Genomic DNA, 17,675 nt, shown 5'->3' with positions numbered 1-17,675 from the left:
CCGCTCCTGCCGTGCCGGGCGTCCCGGGAGGCGACGCGCTGTCCAACCCCCGCTCCGAGCGGGTCCGGGCGGTGCGGGCGCTGGCCGGGCGCTCGGCACGGCTGCGTTCGGGCACCTTCCTCGCCGAGGGCCCCCAGGCCGTGCGCGAGGCCGTCCTGGAGGCGGCGCGGCTCAGGGCAGGAGGTGGCGCCGACGCCGGTGCGGCGCTGGTGCGCTGCGTGTACGCGACGGACGACGGCGCGTCCCGGCACCGCGACGTGATCGGCGCGGCGCTCGCCGCCGGCGTGCCGGTGCGCCGGTGCACCGAGGAGGTCCTCGCCGCCATGGCCGACACGCTCACGCCCCAGGGCCTGCTCGCGGTGTGCGCGCTCGTCAGCCGGCCGCTGCCGGACGCGCTCTCGCCCGCCCCGGCCCTGGTCGCCGTCCTGTCCCAGGTGCGCGACCCCGGCAACGCCGGCACGGTGCTGCGCGCCGCCGACGCCGCCGGCGCGGGCGCCGTCGTCCTCACCCGGGGCAGCGTCGACGTGCACAACCCCAAGTGCGTGCGCTCCACCGCCGGCAGCCTCTTCCACCTCGGCGTCGTCGAGGACGCCGACCCGGCCGCCGCCGTGGCCGCGCTGCGCGCCGCGGGCCTGGTCGTCCTCGCCGCCGACGGCGGGGACCCCGCCGCCCTCGACCTCGACGACCTCCTCGACGACGCCTCCGCCGGCCGCGGGCCCCTGGCCGGCCCGGCCGCGTGGGTGTTCGGCAACGAGGCGCACGGGCTGGCCGAGGACGAGCGCGCCCTCGCCGACGCCGTGGTGCGCGTGCCGCTGCACGGACGCGCGGAGAGCCTGAACCTGGCCACCGCGGCCGCGGTGTGCCTGTACGCCAGCGCCCGCGGGCAGCGCCGCCGTGGCGCTGCGACCGCGGCTGCAGCAGGATCATCGGCGTGACCGTCCGCGCCGTGCCCGCTCAGGCGGGCCCCCCGGACGGCCCGGCCGGCGCGGCGGCCGCCCGCCGCCTGCTGCCCTCGCCGGGCACCGGTGCGGCCATGGCCCGCCTCGGCGAGGTGGCCGCCCGCCTGCTCGGCGGCACCGCCGGCCGGGTGTGGCTGCTGCCCGAGGGCGTCGGGGACGGCGGCGCGGTGGCGGCCCTGTGCGCGGCCACTGCGGCGACCGGCCGGGTGCTGGCCGTCGGTGACCCTCCCGCCGACGTCCCCACCGACGCAGCCGGAGCGACCGGCGCCGGAGCAGCCGACGCCGCCGCCGACGCGGCGGCCCGCGCCCTGCTCGGCCGGGGCCGCGCAGCCCCGCGCGCCTTCCTCGGTGCGCCCCTGGTCGACCAGGACGGGCGGGTGGTCGGCGCCCTCGGGGTGGCCTGCGACGCGCCCCGCGCCTGGGGCACCCACGACCGCGGCTTGCTGGCCGAGCTCGCCCGCGCCGCCGTGGCCCAGCTGGAGCTGTCGGCCCTCACCGGCGAGCGGGAGGTCGACCGCGCGCGCCTGGAGCTGGTCCTCGCCGCGGCGCGCGTGGGCACCTGGGAGTGGGACCTGTTCGCCGACGCGGTGGTCTGGGACGCCCGCAGCCTCGCCCTGTACGGCGCGGGCGCCCCGGCGCAGGACCTGGGCCTCGACGACGTCCTCGGCCGCATCCACCCCGACGACGTCGAGCAGGTGCACGCCGCGCTCGCCGCGGCCGCCGCCTCCGGCGGGGGCCTGGAGGTGGAGTTCCGCGTCGTGCACGCCGACGGCGCGGTGCGCTCCCTGCTGGCCGCCGGCCGCACGGTCGCGGACGCCTCGGGACGGCCGCGGCGCATGCTCGGCGTCAACATCGACGTCACCGAGTCGCGCACCGGCGTGCGCCGCCGCCTGGAGGCCAGCCGCCGCGCGACCGGCCTGGCCCGCGTGGCCCTCGCCCTCACCGGCGCGCAGACCGAGCCCGACGTCCTCGAGGCCGTGCTCGGGCAGGGCACGGCCACCCTGGGAGCGGTGGGCGGCATCGTGGGCCTGCTGGACGAGGCGGCCGGGGTGGCGCGCCTGACCCTGACGGGCGACTTCGACGCCAGCGTGCGCGAGGACCTCGCGACCGCCCCGCTCGACGCCGACCTGCCCGTCGTCACCGCCGCCACGACCGGCGAGGTGCTCGCCTTCGGCGACCGCGAGCAGCTGCTGCGGCGCTACCCCTCCCTGGCCGACCTCGTGCGCCGCACCGGCACGCAGGCGCTGGTCGCCGCGCCCCTGCGCCACGCCGGCCGCCCCCTGGGGGCCCTGCTGCTGCGGTGGGCGCAGCCCCAGCCGCTGGAGGCGGAGGACCTGCAGGTCGTGGAGGGCCTGGCCGCGCAGGCCGCGCAGGCGCTCGCCCGGGTGCGGGCCGACGCGGCGCGGGAGGCGGCGCGGGCGGCCGCGGAGGCCGCGGCCCGCCGGCTCTCGCTGCTCGTCGAGATCGGGGAGGTGCTCGCCCCCCTCGACGACGAGGACGGCCGGCGGGGCCTGCGCCGCCTGGCCGAGGCGGTGGTCCCCGAGCTGGCCGACTGGAGCGTGCTGACCCTGGCCGACGACGCGGGGCGTCTGCACGACGTCGGCTGGTCGCACCGCGACCCCGCGCGGGGAGAGGCCGTTCGCCGCTGCGCGGCGCTGGGCACTGCGGTCGCCGCGAGGCTGGAGGGCCCGGTGGTCGAGCGCCTGAGCGCCGGGGAGCCGCTGGTGCTCCCGGCGCTGACCGACGAGGTCGTGCACCGGCTGCTGCCCGAGCCCGGCCTCGTGGACGCCGTGCGGGCCCTGGACCCCGGCGGCGCCGTCGTCCTGCCCCTGGTCGCCCGCGGGCGGCTGCTCGGGTCGCTGGCGCTCGTCACCACGTCCGGGCGCGGGCCGCACACCCCCGACGAGCTGGCCACCGCCCGCGAGGTCGCCCGCCGCGCCGCCGCCGCGATCGACGGCGCGCGGCTGCTGCACCGCACCCAGCGCGTGGCCGAGGCGCTGCAGCGCAGCCTGCTCACCTCCCCGCCGCGCGTGCCGGACCTGGACCTGCAGGTGCGCTACGTGCCCGCCGTGGCCGACGCGCGCGTCGGCGGGGACTGGTACGACGCCTTCACCACCCCCGACGGCACCACCCGCCTCGTCATCGGCGACGTCATGGGCCACGACACCGCGGCCGCCGCCGCCATGGGCCAGGTGCGCTCCCTCGTGCGCGCCCTCGCCAGCGACCGCCCCGAGGGCCCCGCCGCGGTGCTCAGCCGCGCCGACCGGGCGGCGCAGGTGCTGCAGGTCGGCACCTACGCCACCGTGCTGACCGCCGAGCTGCACCGGCCCTCGCCGCAGCGGCCCGGCGCGTGGCGCCTGCGGTGGCACTCGGCGGGCCACCCGCCGCCCCTGCTGCTGCTGCCCGACGGCGGCGTGAGGGTGCTCGAGAGCGAGCCGGGGCTGCTGCTGGGCCTGGACCCGACGACGGACCGCGCGGACGAGGAGGCGCTGGTGCCCCTGGGAGCGACGCTGATGCTGTTCACCGACGGGCTGGTCGAGCGGCGCTCGCAGCCGCTGGACGCGGGCCTGGAGCGCCTCGCGCGCATCCTGGGCGACCTGGCTGCGCTGCCGCTGGACGAGCTGTGCGACCGCGTGCTCGCGACCGTGCTCGCCGAGGACCCCGAGGACGACGTCGCCCTCGTCGCCGTCCGCCCGCGGCAGCCCCAGCACGAGGGCGAGCCCGAGGACGGGCCCGAGGACGAGCGCGAGGGCGAGCAGTGAGCGAGGTGACCCTGCCCTGCGGGCCCGAGGCGGCCGGGCAGGCGCGCCGCATCGTCGACGACGCCTGCGGCCGCGCGGAGCTGAGCGAGGACGGGCGCGACAGCGCGCTGCTGTGCACCTCGGAGCTGGTGACGAACGCCATCGTGCACGGGCGCAGCGAGGTGCGGCTGACCGTGACGACGAGCGCGGGGCGGGTGCGCATCGAGGTCGGCGACGACAACTCGCGCCACCCCACGCTGCAGCCGGCGGACGACGGCGCCCTCGACGGGCGCGGCCTGTTCATCGTCGACCTCCTCGCCACCCGCTGGGGCGTGCGCGACGACGCCATCGGCAAGGTCGTCTGGTTCGAGCTGTCCGCCGCGCGCCAGGAGCCGCGCCAGTAGGGTCGGGCCGTGGACGCAGCCCTCGCGGACGACCTGCCGGACGGGCTGGTGGTCGCCGGCCCGGACGCGCGCGTGCAGCTGGTCAACGCCGGCGCCGAGCGCATGACCGGGTGCTCGCGCGAGGAGCTGCTGGGCCGGGACGTGCGCGAGGCGCTGCCGCTGCAGGACACCACCGGGCGCGACTGGTGGGCCACCACCGACCCGTGGTCCGGCCTGGCGATCCGCACGGGCCACCGCGAGCGCATGCTCGTGCGCCCCGGCGGCCGGGAGCTGCTCGTCACCGCCCGCTACGCCCGGCCCGGGCGCGGCGCCCCGGTCAGCCGCGTGGTGCTGCAGCTGCGCGACACCGAGGCCCGGCGCCGGTTCGAGAACGACCACGCCGGGCTGATCTCCACCGTCGCCCACGAGCTGCGCTCGCCCCTGACCACCGTGAAGGGCTTCACCTCCACGGTGCTCAAGAAGTGGGACCGGCTCAGCGACGAGCAGAAGCGCTACATGCTCAGCACCGTCGAGGCGGACGCCGACCGCGTCACCCGCCTGATCACGGAGCTGCTCGACATCTCCCGCATGGACGCCGGGCGCCTGGAGGTCAGGCGGCAGCTGGTCGACCTCGAGGCGCTGCTGCGCCTGCAGGTGGAGCGGATGGTGGCCGCCGGGGAGGAGGAGGGCCGCTTCCTCGTGCACGTGCGCGGGCCCCTGCCGGAGGTGTGGGCCGACCCGGACCGCCTCGAGCAGATCCTGTCCAACCTCGTCGGCAACGCCGTGCGCCACGGGGAGGGCGCCGTGGACCTCAGCGTGCGCCCGGACCCGGACGGCGACGGCGTCGTGGTCCTCGTCGAGGACGAGGGGGAGGGGATCCCCGAGGAGCACCTGGGGATGGTGTTCACGAAGTTCTGGCGCGGCAACCGCCGCGGCGGAACGGGCCTGGGCCTGTACGTCGTGCGCGGCCTGGTGGAGGCGCACGACGGGCGGATCGCGGTCAGCCGCTCCCCGGCCGGCGGGGCGCGGTTCCGGATCGCGCTGCCCTCCGGCGTCCCCGACGCGCTGCGCGAGGGCTGAGGGGCCGGCGAAACCCCCGGGAGCCGCGGGCGGGGTGTCTGACAGGATCGCCCGCGTGCCCGACCCCACCGTCCCGCTCGGCGAGGAGGACGTCGCCCGCGCGGTGGACGACGCCCTGCGCGCCGTGTCCGACGCCGCCGACCTGCCCGCGCTGAAGGAGGCGCGGCTGGCGCACGCGGGCGACCGCAGCCCGCTGGCGCTGGCCAACCGCGAGGTCGGGTCCCTGCCGCCGGCGCAGCGGGCCGAGGTCGGCAAGCGCGTGGGGCAGGCGCGCGCCCGGGTGCGGTCGGCGCTGCAGGTGCGCACGGCGCAGCTGGAGGCCGAGCGCGACGCGCGGGCCCTCGTCGAGGAGGCCGTCGACGTCACCCTGCCGGTCGACCGCTGCCCGCGCGGCGCCCGCCATCCCCTCTCGGTGCTCCAGGAGCGGATCGGGGACGTCTTCACGGCCATGGGCTGGGAGGTCGCCGACGGGCCCGAGGTCGAGGCCGAGTGGTTCAACTTCGACGCCCTGAACTTCGGCGTGGACCACCCGGCCCGCCAGATGCAGGACACCTTCTTCGTGGACCCGCCCGAGGCCGGGCTGGTGCTGCGCACGCACACCTCCCCGGTGCAGGCGCGGGCCCTGCTGGAGCGGGGGGTGCCGCTGTACGTCGTCTGCCCCGGGCGCACGTTCCGCACCGACGAGCTGGACGCCACGCACACGCCCGTCTTCCACCAGGTCGAGGGCCTCGCCGTCGACGAGGGCCTGACCATGGCGCACCTGCGGGGCACGCTGGACCACCTGGCCACCGCCGTGCTCGGTCCCAGCGCCCGCACGCGCCTGCGCCCGTCGTTCTTCCCCTTCACCGAGCCCAGCGCCGAGCTCGACGTGTGGTTCGAGCGGCCCGACGGCTCCGGCAGCGGCTGGCTGGAGGTCGGCGGCTGCGGCATGGTCGACCCGCACGTGCTGCGCGCCTGCGGCGTCGACCCCGAGCGCTACACCGGATTCGCCTTCGGGTGGGGGATCGAGCGGATCCTGCAGATCCGCAACGGCGTCGCGGACATGCGCGACATGGTCGAGGGCGACGTCCGGTTCAGCCGGGCGTTCGGGACGGGGGTGTGATGCGCGCCCCGCTGAGCTGGCTGCGCGCCTGCGTCGACGTGCCGGTCGGCGCCACGGGCGAGCAGGTGGCGGCCGACCTGGTGCGCGTGGGCCTGGAGGAGGAGGGGCTGCACGGCGGCGGCGTGCGCGGCCCGGTCGTCGTCGGCCGCGTGCTCGCCGTCGCCGAGGAGCCGCAGAGGAACGGCAGGACCATCCGCTGGTGCTCCGTCGACGTCGGGGACGGCGCCGCCGACGGGCCCGCGGGCTCCGGGCGCGGCATCGTGTGCGGGGCGTCGAACTTCGCCGCGGGCGACCTCGTCGTCGTCGCCCTGCCGGGCGCCGTGCTGCCCGGGCCGTTCCCGATCTCCTCGCGGAAGACCTACGGCCACGTCTCCGACGGCATGATCTGCTCGGCGCGCGAGCTGGGCCTCGGCGACGACCACGCCGGGATCGTCGTCCTGCAGCGCCTCCTCGGGCCCGGGGCGGGCGGGGCGGCGCCCGGCCAGGACGCCCTGGCGCTGCTCGGCCTGAGCGACGAGGTCGTCGAGGTCAACGTCACCCCCGACCGCGGGTACTGCCTGAGCGTGCGCGGCCTCGCCCGCGAGTACGCCCACGGCGCGGGCCTGGACGTCGCCACCGCCTTCCACGACCCCGCGGACGTCGAGGTGCCGGTCCCGGGCGCCGGCGGCGTCGGCGAGGGCTTCCCGGTGCACCTGGCGGACGGCGCCCCGATCCACGGGCGCCCCGGCTGCTCCCGGCTCGTCACCCGCGTCGTGCGCGGCGTCGACCCCGCCGCGCCCTCGCCGTGGTGGCTGCGCCGCCGCCTGCAGCAGGCGGGCGTGCGCCCGATCTCCCTCGCGGTCGACGTGACCAACCACGTGATGCTCGAGGTCGGGCAGCCGCTGCACGCCTACGACCTCGCGGCCGTCGACGGGGCGCTGGTGGTGCGCCGGGCCCGGCCGGGGGAGCGGCTGACCACCCTCGACGGGGTCGAGCGCGCCCTGGACCTCGAGGACCTGCTCATCACCGACGGCGAGGACGCCTCCGGTCCCGGGGCCCGCGCGATCGGCCTCGCCGGCGTGATGGGCGGGGCGGCCACCGAGGTGCGCGAGGGCACCCGCGACGTCCTCGTCGAGGCCGCGCACTTCGACCCCGTGACGGTCGCGCGCACCGCCCGCCGGCACAAGCTGCCCAGCGAGGCCAGCCGCCGCTTCGAGCGCGGGGTCGATCCCCGGCTGCAGGCCGCTGCGGCCGAGCTGGCGGTGCGCCTGCTCGTCGAGCACGGCGGCGGGGTGGCCGACCCGGCCGTGACCGACGTCGTCGCCCCCGGCGCCGTGCCGGAGCCGGCGCCGGTGCGGATGCCCGCCGACGCGCCGTCCCGGCTGCTGGGGGTCGACGTGCCGGCCGGGCGCGTCGTCGCGCTGCTGGAGCAGGTCGGCTGCCGGGTGGCCGTCGAGGCCTCGCCCGACGGCGCGGACGCCCCCGGCGCGCAGCTGCTCGTCACGCCGCCGAGCTGGCGGCCCGACGTCGCCCGGGCGGCGGACCTCGTCGAGGAGGTCGGGCGCCTGCACGGGTACGCGGCGATCCCCTCGGTGCTGCCCGTCGCGCCGCCCGGGCGCGGGCTGACCCCCGCCCAGCGCGGACGGCGCGCGGTGGCCGCCGCGCTCGCCGAGGCCGGGCTCGTGGAGGTCATCACCCACCCCTTCACCTCTCCCCAGCGCGCCGACGAGCTGGGGCTGGACGCCGCCGACCCGCGCCGGCGGGCCCTGCGCGTGGCCAACCCCCTCTCGGAGGAGCAGCCGCTGCTGCGCACCAGCCTGCTCGCCGCGCTCGTGGACGCGCTGCGCCGCAACACCGGCCGGGGCGCGAGCGACGTCGCCCTGTTCGAGGTCGGGCGGGTGACGCGGCCGCTCGCCGGCGCCCCGCCCGCGCCGCGGCTCGGCGTGCAGGCGCGGCCGAGCCCGGAGCAGCTCGCGGCGCTGGAGGCTGCCGTGCCGCCGCAGCCCGTGCGGGTGGCCGGGGTGCTCAGCGGGCGGGCCGAGCGCGCCGGGTGGTGGGGGCCCGGCCGGGCCGCGGACTCCACCGACGCCCTCGCCGCGGCGCTGCGGGTCGCCGAGGTGCTGCGCGTGCCGCTGTCGGTGCGCGCCGACGTCCACGCCCCCTGGCACCCCGGCCGGTGCGCGGCGCTGTCCCTGCCCGACGGCACCCCGGCCGGGCACGCCGGGGAGCTGCACCCGGCGGTCGTGGCGGCCCTGGAGCTGCCGCCGCGGACGGTGGCGTTCGAGCTCGACCTCGACGCCCTCGTCGCGGCCGCTCCGGAGGCGGTGCCGGCGCCGCGCCTGTCGGCGTTCCCGCCCGCCAAGGAGGACCTCGCGCTCGTCGTCGACGCCGCCGTGCCCGCCGAGGAGGTGCGCTCCGCGCTGCTCGCGGGCATCGGCGCGGCCGGGCGCGCGGAGCTGGTGGAGGAGGTGCGCGCCTTCGACGTCTACACGGGCCCGCCGGTGCCCGAGGGCTCGAAGTCGCTGGCCTTCTCCCTGCGCCTGCGCGCCCCGGACCGCACCCTGACGGCCGCCGACACCGCGGCCGTGCGCGAGGCCGCGGTCGCCGAGGCCGCCCGTCGCACCGGCGCGGTGCTGCGCACCTGACGCCGGTCAGGGAGTCCGCGGTGGAGCGGTTGCGGGCGCAGGGGCGGCTCGTCGAGGCCACGGGCGACCTCCCGGACGTCGAACCCGCTCCCGCTCGGGAGGGGCCGACGCTGAGCGAGGTCCTGGCCGAGGTGCGCGCCGACGAGCGCTGCTGATGCTCTCCCTCGACACCTCGGCCCTCGTGGAGCTCGTCCTGCCGGAGGCGGAGGCCCCCGCCCTGCGCCGCGTCCTCGCGGACAGGCCCGCGACGGCCCGCACGGACCGCGGCCGCCGGACGCGATCCACGTCGCCACCGCGCTCGAGCTCGGCGAGGAGCTGGGGGCCGTCGTCACCCACGACGACCGGATGGCCGAGGCCGCCCGCCTGTCCGCGCTCGCGGTCCTGGCTCCTCGCTAGGGTCCCTGCGATGAGCGCGCCGCCGCCCGCCCGCACCGCCCTGGTCACCGGGGCCTCCAGCGGTCTCGGCCGCATCATCGCCGCAGGACTCGCCCGCGCCGGGCTCGCGGTGGCGGTGCACGGCCGGGACGCCGAGCGGCTGGCGGCCACCGCCGCGGACGTCGAGGGCGCCGGCGCCCGGTGCGCGGTGGTGACCGCCGACGTCACGGACGTCGAGCAGGTGCGCGCCGCCGTCGATCGGGCCGAGGCCGCCCTCGGCCCGATCGACCTGCTCGTCAGCAGCGCCGGGGTGATCGAGGCCGAGGAGGTCCCCCTCTGGGAGGCCGACCCGCAGCAGTGGCGCACGGTCGTCGAGGCCGACCTGCTCGGGCCGTTCCACTGCGCCCGCGCCGTCGTGCCCGGCATGCTCGAGCGCGGCGGCGGGCGGGTGGTCGACCTCAACTCCGGCGCCGGGGTCAAGGACAACGCGCTGTACTCCGCCTACGGCGCCGCGAAGGCCGGGCTGTTCCGCGTCGGCGGCGCGCTGCACGCCGCCGGGTACGAGCGCGGCCTGCGCGCCTTCGAGCTCGCACCCGGCGTGGTGCGCACCCCGATGACGGCGGCCATGCCGGTGCACGAGGGCCGCACCGAGTGGACCGAGCCCGAGGACGTCGTCGCGCTCGTCGTCGCGATGGCCCGCGGCCAGCTCGACCCCTGGTCGGGCCGGATGCTGCGCGCCGGGGTCGACACCGCCCCGGCGCTGCGCGAGCGCGCCGCGGCCGGGCTGCCCGAGCGCGCCCGCACCCTGGGCCTGCTCCCCTACGGCCCCGACGACCCGCTCGCCTGAGCGGGGCCGCGGCGCCGACCGGGCCGCCAGGCCCCCGAGTGGTGCTTCATGCAGCGCCATGTATGGTCATGCAGCATGGTGACGGTGGCGGTCGCGGGGGCCAGCGGCTACGCGGGCGGTGAGGCGCTGCGCCTGCTGCTCGCCCACCCCGAGGTCGAGGTCGGCGCCCTGACCGCCGGGTCCAGCGCCGGGGACCGGCTCGGCGAGCACCACCCGCACCTGCTGCCCCTGGCCGACCGCCGGCTCGAGGCGACGACCCCCGAGGCGCTCGCCGGGGCCGACGCGGTCGTACTCGCCCTGCCCCACGGCGCCTCCGCGGCCCTCGTCGCGCAGCTGCCGGACGACGTCGTCGTCCTCGACGCCGGAGCGGACTTCCGCCTCGCCGACGCCGGCGCCTGGAGCGCCTTCTACGGCACCGAGCACGCCGGCACCTGGCCCTACGGGCTGCCGGAGCTGCCCCTGGCCGGCGGCGGGCGCGGGCGCGACGCCCTGCGCGGCGCCCGCCGGGTCGCGGTGCCCGGCTGCTACCCCACTGCCGTCTCCCTCGCCCTCGCGCCCGGCTTCGCCGCCGGCCTGCTCGAGCCCGACGACGTCGTCGTGGTCGCCGCCAGCGGCACCTCCGGCGCCGGGCGCAAGACCGCGACCTCCCTGCTCGGCGCGGAGGTCATGGGCTCGATGTCCGCCTACGGCGTCGGCGGCGGCCACCGCCACACCCCGGAGGTGGAGCAGAACCTCTCCGCCGCCGCGGGGGAGGCGGTGCGCGTCAGCTTCACCCCGACCCTCGCGCCCATGCCGCGCGGCATCCTCGCCACGTGCACCGCGCGGCTGCGCGGCAGCGGCGGCGGCACGGCCACCGGCACCGGCGCTGCCGGCAGCCACGCGGCGGTGCGCGAGGCCTGGCAGCGCTGCTACGCCGACGAGCCGTTCGTGCACCTGCTGCCCGAGGGGCGGTGGCCGCGCACGGCCGACGTCCTCGGCGCCAACGCGGTCGCCCTGCAGGTGGCGGTGGACGAGCACGCCGGGCGCGTCGTCGTCGTCGCCGCCGTGGACAACCTCACCAAGGGCACCGCGGGCGCCGCCGTCCAGTGCCTCAACCTCGCCCTCGGGCTGGCGGAGACGACGGGCCTGCCCGTGGCGGGGGTGGCGCCGTGAGCGTCACCGCCCCCGCCGGGTTCCGCGCCGCGGGCGCGACCGCGGGCCTGAAGGCCAGCGGTCGCCCCGACGTCGCCCTCGTCGTCAACGACGGCCCCCGCCACGACGCCGCGGTCGTGCTCACCCGCAACCGGGTGCAGGCGGCGCCGGTGCTGTGGACCCGCCAGGCGCTGTCCGACGGCCGCTGCGACGCCGTCGTCCTCAACTCCGGCGGCGCCAACGCCTGCACCGGCCCGGCCGGCTTCGTCGACGCCCACACCACCGCCGAGCGCGCGGCCGAGCGCCTGGGCGCCTCCGCCGCCGACGTCGCGGTGTGCTCCACGGGCCTGATCGGGCAGCGGCTGCCGATGGACCGCCTGCTGGCCGGGGTCGACGCCGCCGCCGCCGCGGCGTCCCCGGACGGCGGGCACGACGCCGCGGTCGCGATCATGACCACCGACACCGTGCCGAAGCAGGCCGTGCGCACGGGCGCGGGCGGCTGGTCGGTCGGCGGCATGGCCAAGGGCGCCGGCATGCTCGCTCCCGGGCTGGCCACGATGCTCGTGGTGCTGACCACCGACGCCGTCGCCGAGCCGGGCGACCTCGACGCCGCGCTGCGGGCGGCGAGCCGGGTCACGTTCGAGCGCGTGGACTCCGACGGCTGCGCGTCCACCAACGACACCGTGCTGCTGCTGGCCTCCGGCGCCAGCGGCGCCCGCCCGAGCGCGCAGGAGCTCACCGAGGCCGTCACGGCGGTGTGCGCCGACCTCGCCCGCCAGCTCGTGGCCGACGCCGAGGGCGCCAGCCACGACATCGCCGTCGAGGTCGTCGGTGCCGCCGGCGAGGACGACGCGGTCGAGGTCGGCCGGGCCGTCGCCCGCTCGAACCTGCTCAAGGCCGCCGTCTTCGGCCGCGACCCGAACTGGGGCCGCGTGCTCGCCGCCGTCGGGACGACGTCCGCGGCCTTCGACCCCGCCGACCTCGACGTCTCCTTCAACGGGGTGCGGGTGTGCCGCGCCGGCGGCATCGGCGAGCCGCGCGAGGGCGTCGACCTCTCGGCGCGCGAGGTGCGGATCCTCGTCGACCTGCACGCCGGCCCGGCGTCCGCCACGGTGTGGACGAACGACCTGACCCACGACTACGTCCACGAGAACAGCGCCTACTCGACATGACCACCACCGCCCCCGCGGCCGCTCCCGCCCCGACCACCGCCGCCCCGTCGCCCCCGGCGCTCACCGCCTCCGACAAGGCCGCCGTCCTCGTCGAGGCCCTGCCCTGGCTGCAGCGCTTCCGCGGCGCCCTCGTCGTCGTCAAGTACGGCGGCAACGCCATGGTCGACGAGGAGCTCAAGCGCGCCTTCGCCCAGGACGTGACGTTCCTGCGCCTGGCCGGGCTGCGCCCCGTCGTCGTGCACGGCGGGGGTCCGCAGATCTCGGCGATGCTGGCCCGCCTCGGCATCCGCAGCGAGTTCCGCGGCGGCCTGCGCGTGACGACGCCGGAGGTGATGGACGTCGTGCGCATGGTCCTCACCGGCTCCGTCGGGCGCGAGCTGGTGGGGCTGCTCAACGCGTACGGCCCCCACGCGGTCGGCCTGTCGGGGGAGGACGCCGGCCTGTTCACCGCCCGGCGCCGCACCGCCGTCGTCGACGGCGCCCCGGTGGACGTCGGCCTCGTCGGCGACGTCGTCGAGGTCGACCCGGCCGCCGTCGTCGACCTCCTCGACGCCGGCCGGATCCCCGTGGTCTCCACCATCGCCCCCTCCGAGGAGGGCGAGGGCGTCCTGAACGTCAACGCCGACACGGCCGCCGCCGCGCTGGCGTGCGCCCTGAGCGCGCGCAAGCTCGTCGTCCTCACGGACGTCGAGGGCCTGTACGCCGACTGGCCCGACCGCACCTCGCTCGTCTCCTCCGTCACCGCCGCCGAGCTGGAGCGGCTGCTGCCCGGCCTGCAGTCGGGGATGGTGCCGAAGATGGAGGCGTGCCTGCGCGCCGTGCGCGGCGGCGTCGAGGCGGCGCACGTGGTCGACGGGCGCGCCGCGCACTCGCTGCTGCTGGAGGTCTTCACCGACTCCGGCACCGGCACCATGGTGGTCCCGTGAGCGCGCGCGGCACGGCGGTCGAGCCGGTGCCCGGCGCCTCCCCGCTGCCCGAGCTGGGCGGCCTGCGCGGCGCCGAGTGGATGCAGCGCTACGCGAGCTCGGTGCTGGGCACCTACGGCACCCCGAAGCGCGTCCTCGTGCGCGGGGAGGGCGCCCAGGTCTGGGACGCCGACGGGCGCCGCTACCTGGACCTGCTCGCCGGCATCGCGACGTCCGTGCTGGGCCACGCCCACCCGCTGCTGACCGCCGCCGTCACCAGCCAGCTCGCCACCCTCGGGCACGTGTCGAACTTCTTCGCCACGCCCGTGCAGGTGGCGCTGGCCGAGCGGCTGCTGGAGGTGCTGCGCGCCCCGGCCGGGTCGGGGGTGTTCTTCTGCAACAGCGGCGCGGAGGCCAACGAGGCCGCGTTCAAGATCGCCCGCCGCACCGGGCGGCCGCGCGTGATCGCCGCGGTCGACGCCTTCCACGGGCGCACCATGGGCGCGCTGTCCCTGACGTGGAAGCCCGCCTACCGCGAGCCCTTCGCCCCGCTCGTGCCCGGGGTGGAGCACGTGCCCTACGGGGACGTCGACGCCCTCGCCGCCGCCGTCGCGCAGGCTCCCTCGCAGGTCGCCGCGGTCGTGCTCGAGCCCGTGCAGGGCGAGGCCGGCGTGCGCCCGGCCCCCGACGGCTACCTCGCCGCCGCCCGCGAGGTCACCACCCGCGCCGGCGCGCTGCTCGTCCTCGACGAGGTGCAGACCGGCGTCGCCCGCACGGGCGCCTGGTTCGCCCACCAGCTGCCCGGCCTCGGCCTGCCCGAGGGCGTGCTCCCGGACGTCGTCACGGTCGCCAAGGGCCTCGGCGGCGGCGTTCCGGTCGGCGCCGCCGTCGCGCTGGGGGAGCGGACGGCGTCCCTGCTGTCCGCCGGCCAGCACGGCACGACGTTCGGGGGCAACCCGGTCGCCGCGGCCGCGGGCCTGGCGGTGCTGCACGCGGTCGAGCGCGACGACCTGCTGGCCGCCGCCACCGCCATCGGCGGGCGCCTGGCGACCGCCGCCGGCGCGCTCGAGCACCCGCTGCTGGTCGGCGTGCGCGGCGTCGGGGCGCTGCGGGCGCTGGTCCTGGCCCGCCCCGCGGCCGCCGCCCTCGCCGACGCCGCCCTGGCGGCCGGGTTCGTCGTCAACGCCGTCGCCCCCGACGCCGTCCGCCTCGCGCCACCGCTGGTGATCTCCCCGGAGCAGCTGGAGGAGTTCACGACCGCGCTGCCCGAGCTGCTGGACCGCGCCGACGCCGCCGACCGCGCCGACCCCGCCGGCTCCGTCCCCACCGCGCCGGGAGGCTCCCGGTGAGCGTGCGCCACTTCCTGCGCGACGACGACCTGAGCACCGCCGAGCAGGCGCAGGTGCTCGCCCTGGCGCTGGAGCTGAAGGCGCAGCGGGCGCAGGGCCACCTGACCGCGCGCCCGCTGGAGGGGCCCCGCTGCGTCGCGGTCATCTTCGACAAGCCCTCCACCCGCACGCGCGTGTCCTTCAGCGCGGGCGTCGCCGAGCTCGGCGGCCTCCCCCTCGTCCTCGACGCCGCCACCAGCCAGCTCGGGCGCGGCGAGCCCGTCGCCGACACCGCGCGCGTGCTCGAGCGCCAGGTCGCCGCCATCGTCTGGCGCACCTTCGCCCAGGCGGGCCTGGAGGAGATGGCCGCGCACTCGCGCGTGCCCGTCGTCAACGCCCTCACCGACCTGCTGCACCCCTGCCAGGTCCTCGCCGACCTGCTCACCGTCGCCGAGCGCCGCGGCGGCGTGGGCGCCCTGCCCGGCACGGTGCTCGCCTACCTCGGCGACGGGGCGAACAACATGGCGAACTCCTACGCCCTCGGCGGCGCCGTGGCCGGCCTGCACGTGCGCATCGGCACCCCGGCCGGGCACCAGCCGCACCCCGGGGTCCTCGACGCCGCGCGGGCGCTCGCCGCCGCCACCGGCGGCTCGGTCACCGTCGTCGACGACGCCGAGCGCGCCGTGGCGGGCGCGCACGTCGTGGCCACCGACACGTGGGTGTCGATGGGCCAGGAGGCGGAGGCGGCCGAGCGCTCCGCGCCCTTCGTGCCGTTCGCGCTCACCCCGCAGCTGCTGGCCGCCGCGGCGCCCGGCGCCGGCGTCCTGCACTGCCTGCCCGCCTACCGCGGCAGGGAGGTCGCCGCCGAGCTCGTCGACGGGCCCGCCTCCTGGGTGTGGGACGAGGCGGAGAACCGCCTGCACGCGCAGAAGGCGCTGCTCGTCTGGCTGCTCGAGCGCAGCGGGCAGGCCCGGCCCTGGAGCAGCGGCCCGCCGGCGAGCGGCCGGTGAGCATCCCCGCCACCCGCGCCGCCCGCCACGCCCGCATCACCGACCTGCTGGGGCGCACCGCCGTGCGCTCGCAGGCCGAGCTGGCCGACCTGCTCGCCGCCGACGGGCTCGCCGTCACCCAGGCCACGCTCTCCCGCGACCTCGTCGAGCTCGGGGCGGTCAAGGTGCGCTCCGAGCACGGCCTCGTGTACGCCGTCCCGGCCGAGGGCGGGGACCGCACGCCGCGCCCCGCCGTCGGCGCCGGCGTCGCCGACGCCCGGCTCGGCCGCCTGTGCGAGGACCTCCTCGTCACCGCCGAGGCCTGCGCCAACCTCGTCGTCCTGCGCACCCCGCCCGGGGCGGCGCAGTTCCTCGCCTCCGCCGTCGACCACGCCGCCGTGCCCGAGGTGCTCGGGTGCGTCGCCGGGGACGACACCGTGCTGCTCGTCGCGCGCACCGCGGACGGCGGCGCCGAGCTGGCGGCGCGCTTGCTCGCCCTCGCCGACGGGCGCGAGTCCGCACCGCACGGCGCGGACGACCCGTCCCTGCCTCCCGAAGGAGCCTCCCCGTGACCGATCGCGCCGCCCGTGGCTGAGCAGGACACCGGCCAGGACGCCGGCCAGGACGCCGGTCAGGAGGGCCGGCCGCTGTCGCTGTGGGGCGGCCGCTTCGCCGGCGGCCCCGCGGCCGCGCTCGCCGAGCTCTCGCGCAGCACCCACTTCGACTGGCGGCTGGCCCCCTACGACGTGCGGGCGTCGATGGCGCACGCGCGGGTCCTGCACGCCGCGGGCCTGCTCACCGACGACCAGCTGGCCGGCATGCTCACCGCCCTGCAGGAGCTGCTGGACGACGTGCGCTCCGGCGCGTTCGGGCCCGCACCGGACGACGAGGACGTGCACACGGCCCTCGAGCGCGGGCTGCTGGAGCGGGCCGGCACCGACCTCGGCGGCAGGCTGCGCGCCGGGCGCTCGCGCAACGACCAGGTCGCGACCCTGCTGCGGATGCACCTGCGCGACGCCGCGCGCCGCGTGGGCGCGCTGGTGGCCGAGCTCGTGGCGGTCCTGGCCGACCAGGCCGAGGCGCACCTCGGCGTCGCGGTGCCCGGGCGCACGCACCTGCAGCACGCCCAGCCGGTGCTGCTCAGCCACCACCTGCTCGCCCACGCCTGGGCGCTGCTGCGCGACCTCGACCGCCTCGCCGACTGGGACGACCGGGCCGCGCTGTCGCCCTACGGCTCCGGCGCCCTGGCCGGCTCCTCCCTGGGCCTGGACCCGCAGGCCGTCGCCGCCGAGCTCGGGTTCGCCGGCTCGGTGCCCAACAGCATCGACGGGACGGCCTCGCGCGACGTCGCCGCCGAGTTCGCCTTCGTCGCCGCGATGGTCGGCGTGGACCTCTCCCGGATCGCGGAGGAGGTCGTGCTGTGGGCCACGAGGGAGTTCGGGTTCGTCGAGCTGGACGACGCCTACTCGACCGGGTCGAGCATCATGCCGCAGAAGAAGAACCCCGACGTCGCGGAGCTCGCGCGCGGCAAGGCGGGCCGGCTGATCGGGGACCTGACGGGGCTGCTCGCCACCCTCAAGGGCCTGCCGCTGGCGTACAACCGCGACCTGCAGGAGGACAAGGAGCCGGTCTTCGACGCGGCCGACACCCTGGAGGTGCTGCTGCCGGCGGTCACCGGCATGGTCGCCACGCTGCGCTTCCGCACCGCTCGGATGGAGGAGCTCGCCCCGCAGGGCTTCTCCCTCGCCACGGACGTCGCCGAGCACCTCGTGCGCCGCGGCGTCGCGTTCCGCGTCGCCCACGAGGTCGCGGGGGCCTGCGTGCGCCGCTGCGAGGAGCTCGGGGTCGAGCTGCACGAGCTGTCCGACGACGAGCTGGCCGCGATCTCCCCGCACCTGGGCCCCGACGTCCGCGACGTCCTCACCGTCGCCGGGTCGCTGGCCTCCCGCGACGCGCGCGGCGGGACGGCGCCGGTGCGCGTGGCCGAGCAGCTGGCGGAGCTGCGCGCCGCCCTGGCCGCCGCCCGGCTCGCCTGAGCG

15 protein-coding genes are annotated in these 17,675 nt (G+C 78.4%); all 15 read left to right on the top strand.

All coding sequences use genetic code 11. The features are described from left to right. The first annotated feature begins 11 nt into the window (after positions 1–11). The 15 genes from BLS82_RS10060 (at position 12) to argH (ending at position 17,672) form a co-directional block, all read left to right on the top strand. Positions 12–935 carry a TrmH family RNA methyltransferase gene (locus BLS82_RS10060; RefSeq protein ID WP_255378258.1) on the top strand — a complete coding sequence of 308 codons (924 nt, stop codon included), beginning with the start codon at positions 12–14 and terminating at the stop codon, positions 933–935. Further along, positions 932–3,721, top strand: coding sequence for a PP2C family protein-serine/threonine phosphatase (locus BLS82_RS10055; RefSeq protein WP_092864674.1), 2,790 nt, complete (start codon positions 932–934; stop codon positions 3,719–3,721). The genes BLS82_RS10060 and BLS82_RS10055 overlap by 4 nt, the downstream gene beginning before the upstream one ends. Further along, positions 3,718–4,104 (top strand): ATP-binding protein, encoded by a 387-nt coding sequence (locus BLS82_RS10050; protein ID WP_176819024.1) that lies wholly within the window; start codon positions 3,718–3,720, stop codon positions 4,102–4,104. The genes BLS82_RS10055 and BLS82_RS10050 overlap by 4 nt, the downstream gene beginning before the upstream one ends. A 9-nt stretch (positions 4,105–4,113) precedes the next feature. Next, entirely contained in the window at positions 4,114–5,163 is a 1,050-nt protein-coding gene (locus BLS82_RS10045) for a sensor histidine kinase (RefSeq protein WP_218123773.1), read from the top strand. Positions 5,164–5,218: 55 nt separating this feature from the next. Continuing rightward, positions 5,219–6,265 carry a phenylalanine--tRNA ligase subunit alpha gene (pheS, locus tag BLS82_RS10040; protein ID WP_176819023.1) on the top strand — a complete coding sequence of 349 codons (1,047 nt, stop codon included), beginning with the start codon at positions 5,219–5,221 and terminating at the stop codon, positions 6,263–6,265. Further along, positions 6,265–8,889 carry a phenylalanine--tRNA ligase subunit beta gene (gene pheT, locus BLS82_RS10035; RefSeq protein WP_092864665.1) on the top strand — a complete coding sequence of 875 codons (2,625 nt, stop codon included), beginning with the start codon at positions 6,265–6,267 and terminating at the stop codon, positions 8,887–8,889. Before pheS ends, pheT begins: the two co-directional genes overlap by 1 nt. A gap of 20 nt (positions 8,890–8,909) precedes the next feature. Further along, complete coding sequence (locus tag BLS82_RS16440; protein ID WP_255378256.1) at positions 8,910–9,044, top strand: hypothetical protein; 135 nt, start codon at positions 8,910–8,912, stop codon at positions 9,042–9,044. A gap of 251 nt (positions 9,045–9,295) precedes the next feature. After that, positions 9,296–10,111, top strand: coding sequence for an SDR family NAD(P)-dependent oxidoreductase (locus BLS82_RS10030; RefSeq protein ID WP_092864662.1), 816 nt, complete (start codon positions 9,296–9,298; stop codon positions 10,109–10,111). Between the two features lie 75 nt (positions 10,112–10,186). Continuing rightward, the gene (gene argC / locus BLS82_RS10025; protein ID WP_092864659.1) at positions 10,187–11,263 is read left to right on the top strand and encodes an N-acetyl-gamma-glutamyl-phosphate reductase; all 1,077 of its coding nucleotides are present in this window, start codon (positions 10,187–10,189) and stop codon (positions 11,261–11,263) included. Then, entirely contained in the window at positions 11,260–12,414 is a 1,155-nt protein-coding gene (argJ, locus tag BLS82_RS10020) for a bifunctional glutamate N-acetyltransferase/amino-acid acetyltransferase ArgJ (protein WP_092864656.1), read from the top strand. The genes argC and argJ overlap by 4 nt, the downstream gene beginning before the upstream one ends. Next, positions 12,411–13,340, top strand: coding sequence for an acetylglutamate kinase (gene argB / locus BLS82_RS10015; protein WP_092864654.1), 930 nt, complete (start codon positions 12,411–12,413; stop codon positions 13,338–13,340). Before argJ ends, argB begins: the two co-directional genes overlap by 4 nt. After that, positions 13,337–14,668, top strand: coding sequence for an acetylornithine transaminase (locus BLS82_RS10010; protein WP_255378255.1), 1,332 nt, complete (start codon positions 13,337–13,339; stop codon positions 14,666–14,668). Before argB ends, BLS82_RS10010 begins: the two co-directional genes overlap by 4 nt. Further along, entirely contained in the window at positions 14,665–15,657 is a 993-nt protein-coding gene (argF, locus tag BLS82_RS10005) for an ornithine carbamoyltransferase (protein ID WP_092864651.1), read from the top strand. Before BLS82_RS10010 ends, argF begins: the two co-directional genes overlap by 4 nt. Then, positions 15,654–16,208 (top strand): arginine repressor, encoded by a 555-nt coding sequence (locus BLS82_RS10000; RefSeq protein WP_092864648.1) that lies wholly within the window; start codon positions 15,654–15,656, stop codon positions 16,206–16,208. Before argF ends, BLS82_RS10000 begins: the two co-directional genes overlap by 4 nt. Positions 16,209–16,283: 75 nt before the next feature. Then, the gene (gene argH, locus BLS82_RS09995) at positions 16,284–17,672 is read left to right on the top strand and encodes an argininosuccinate lyase (RefSeq protein WP_092865301.1); all 1,389 of its coding nucleotides are present in this window, start codon (positions 16,284–16,286) and stop codon (positions 17,670–17,672) included. Positions 17,673–17,675: the final 3 nt, after the last annotated feature.

The organism is Quadrisphaera sp. DSM 44207, assembly GCF_900101335.1.
Classification (GTDB): domain Bacteria; phylum Actinomycetota; class Actinomycetes; order Actinomycetales; family Quadrisphaeraceae; genus DSM-44207.
The sequence above is the reverse complement of the archived record's forward strand: the minus strand, read 5'-3'. Positions and strand labels throughout refer to the sequence as shown.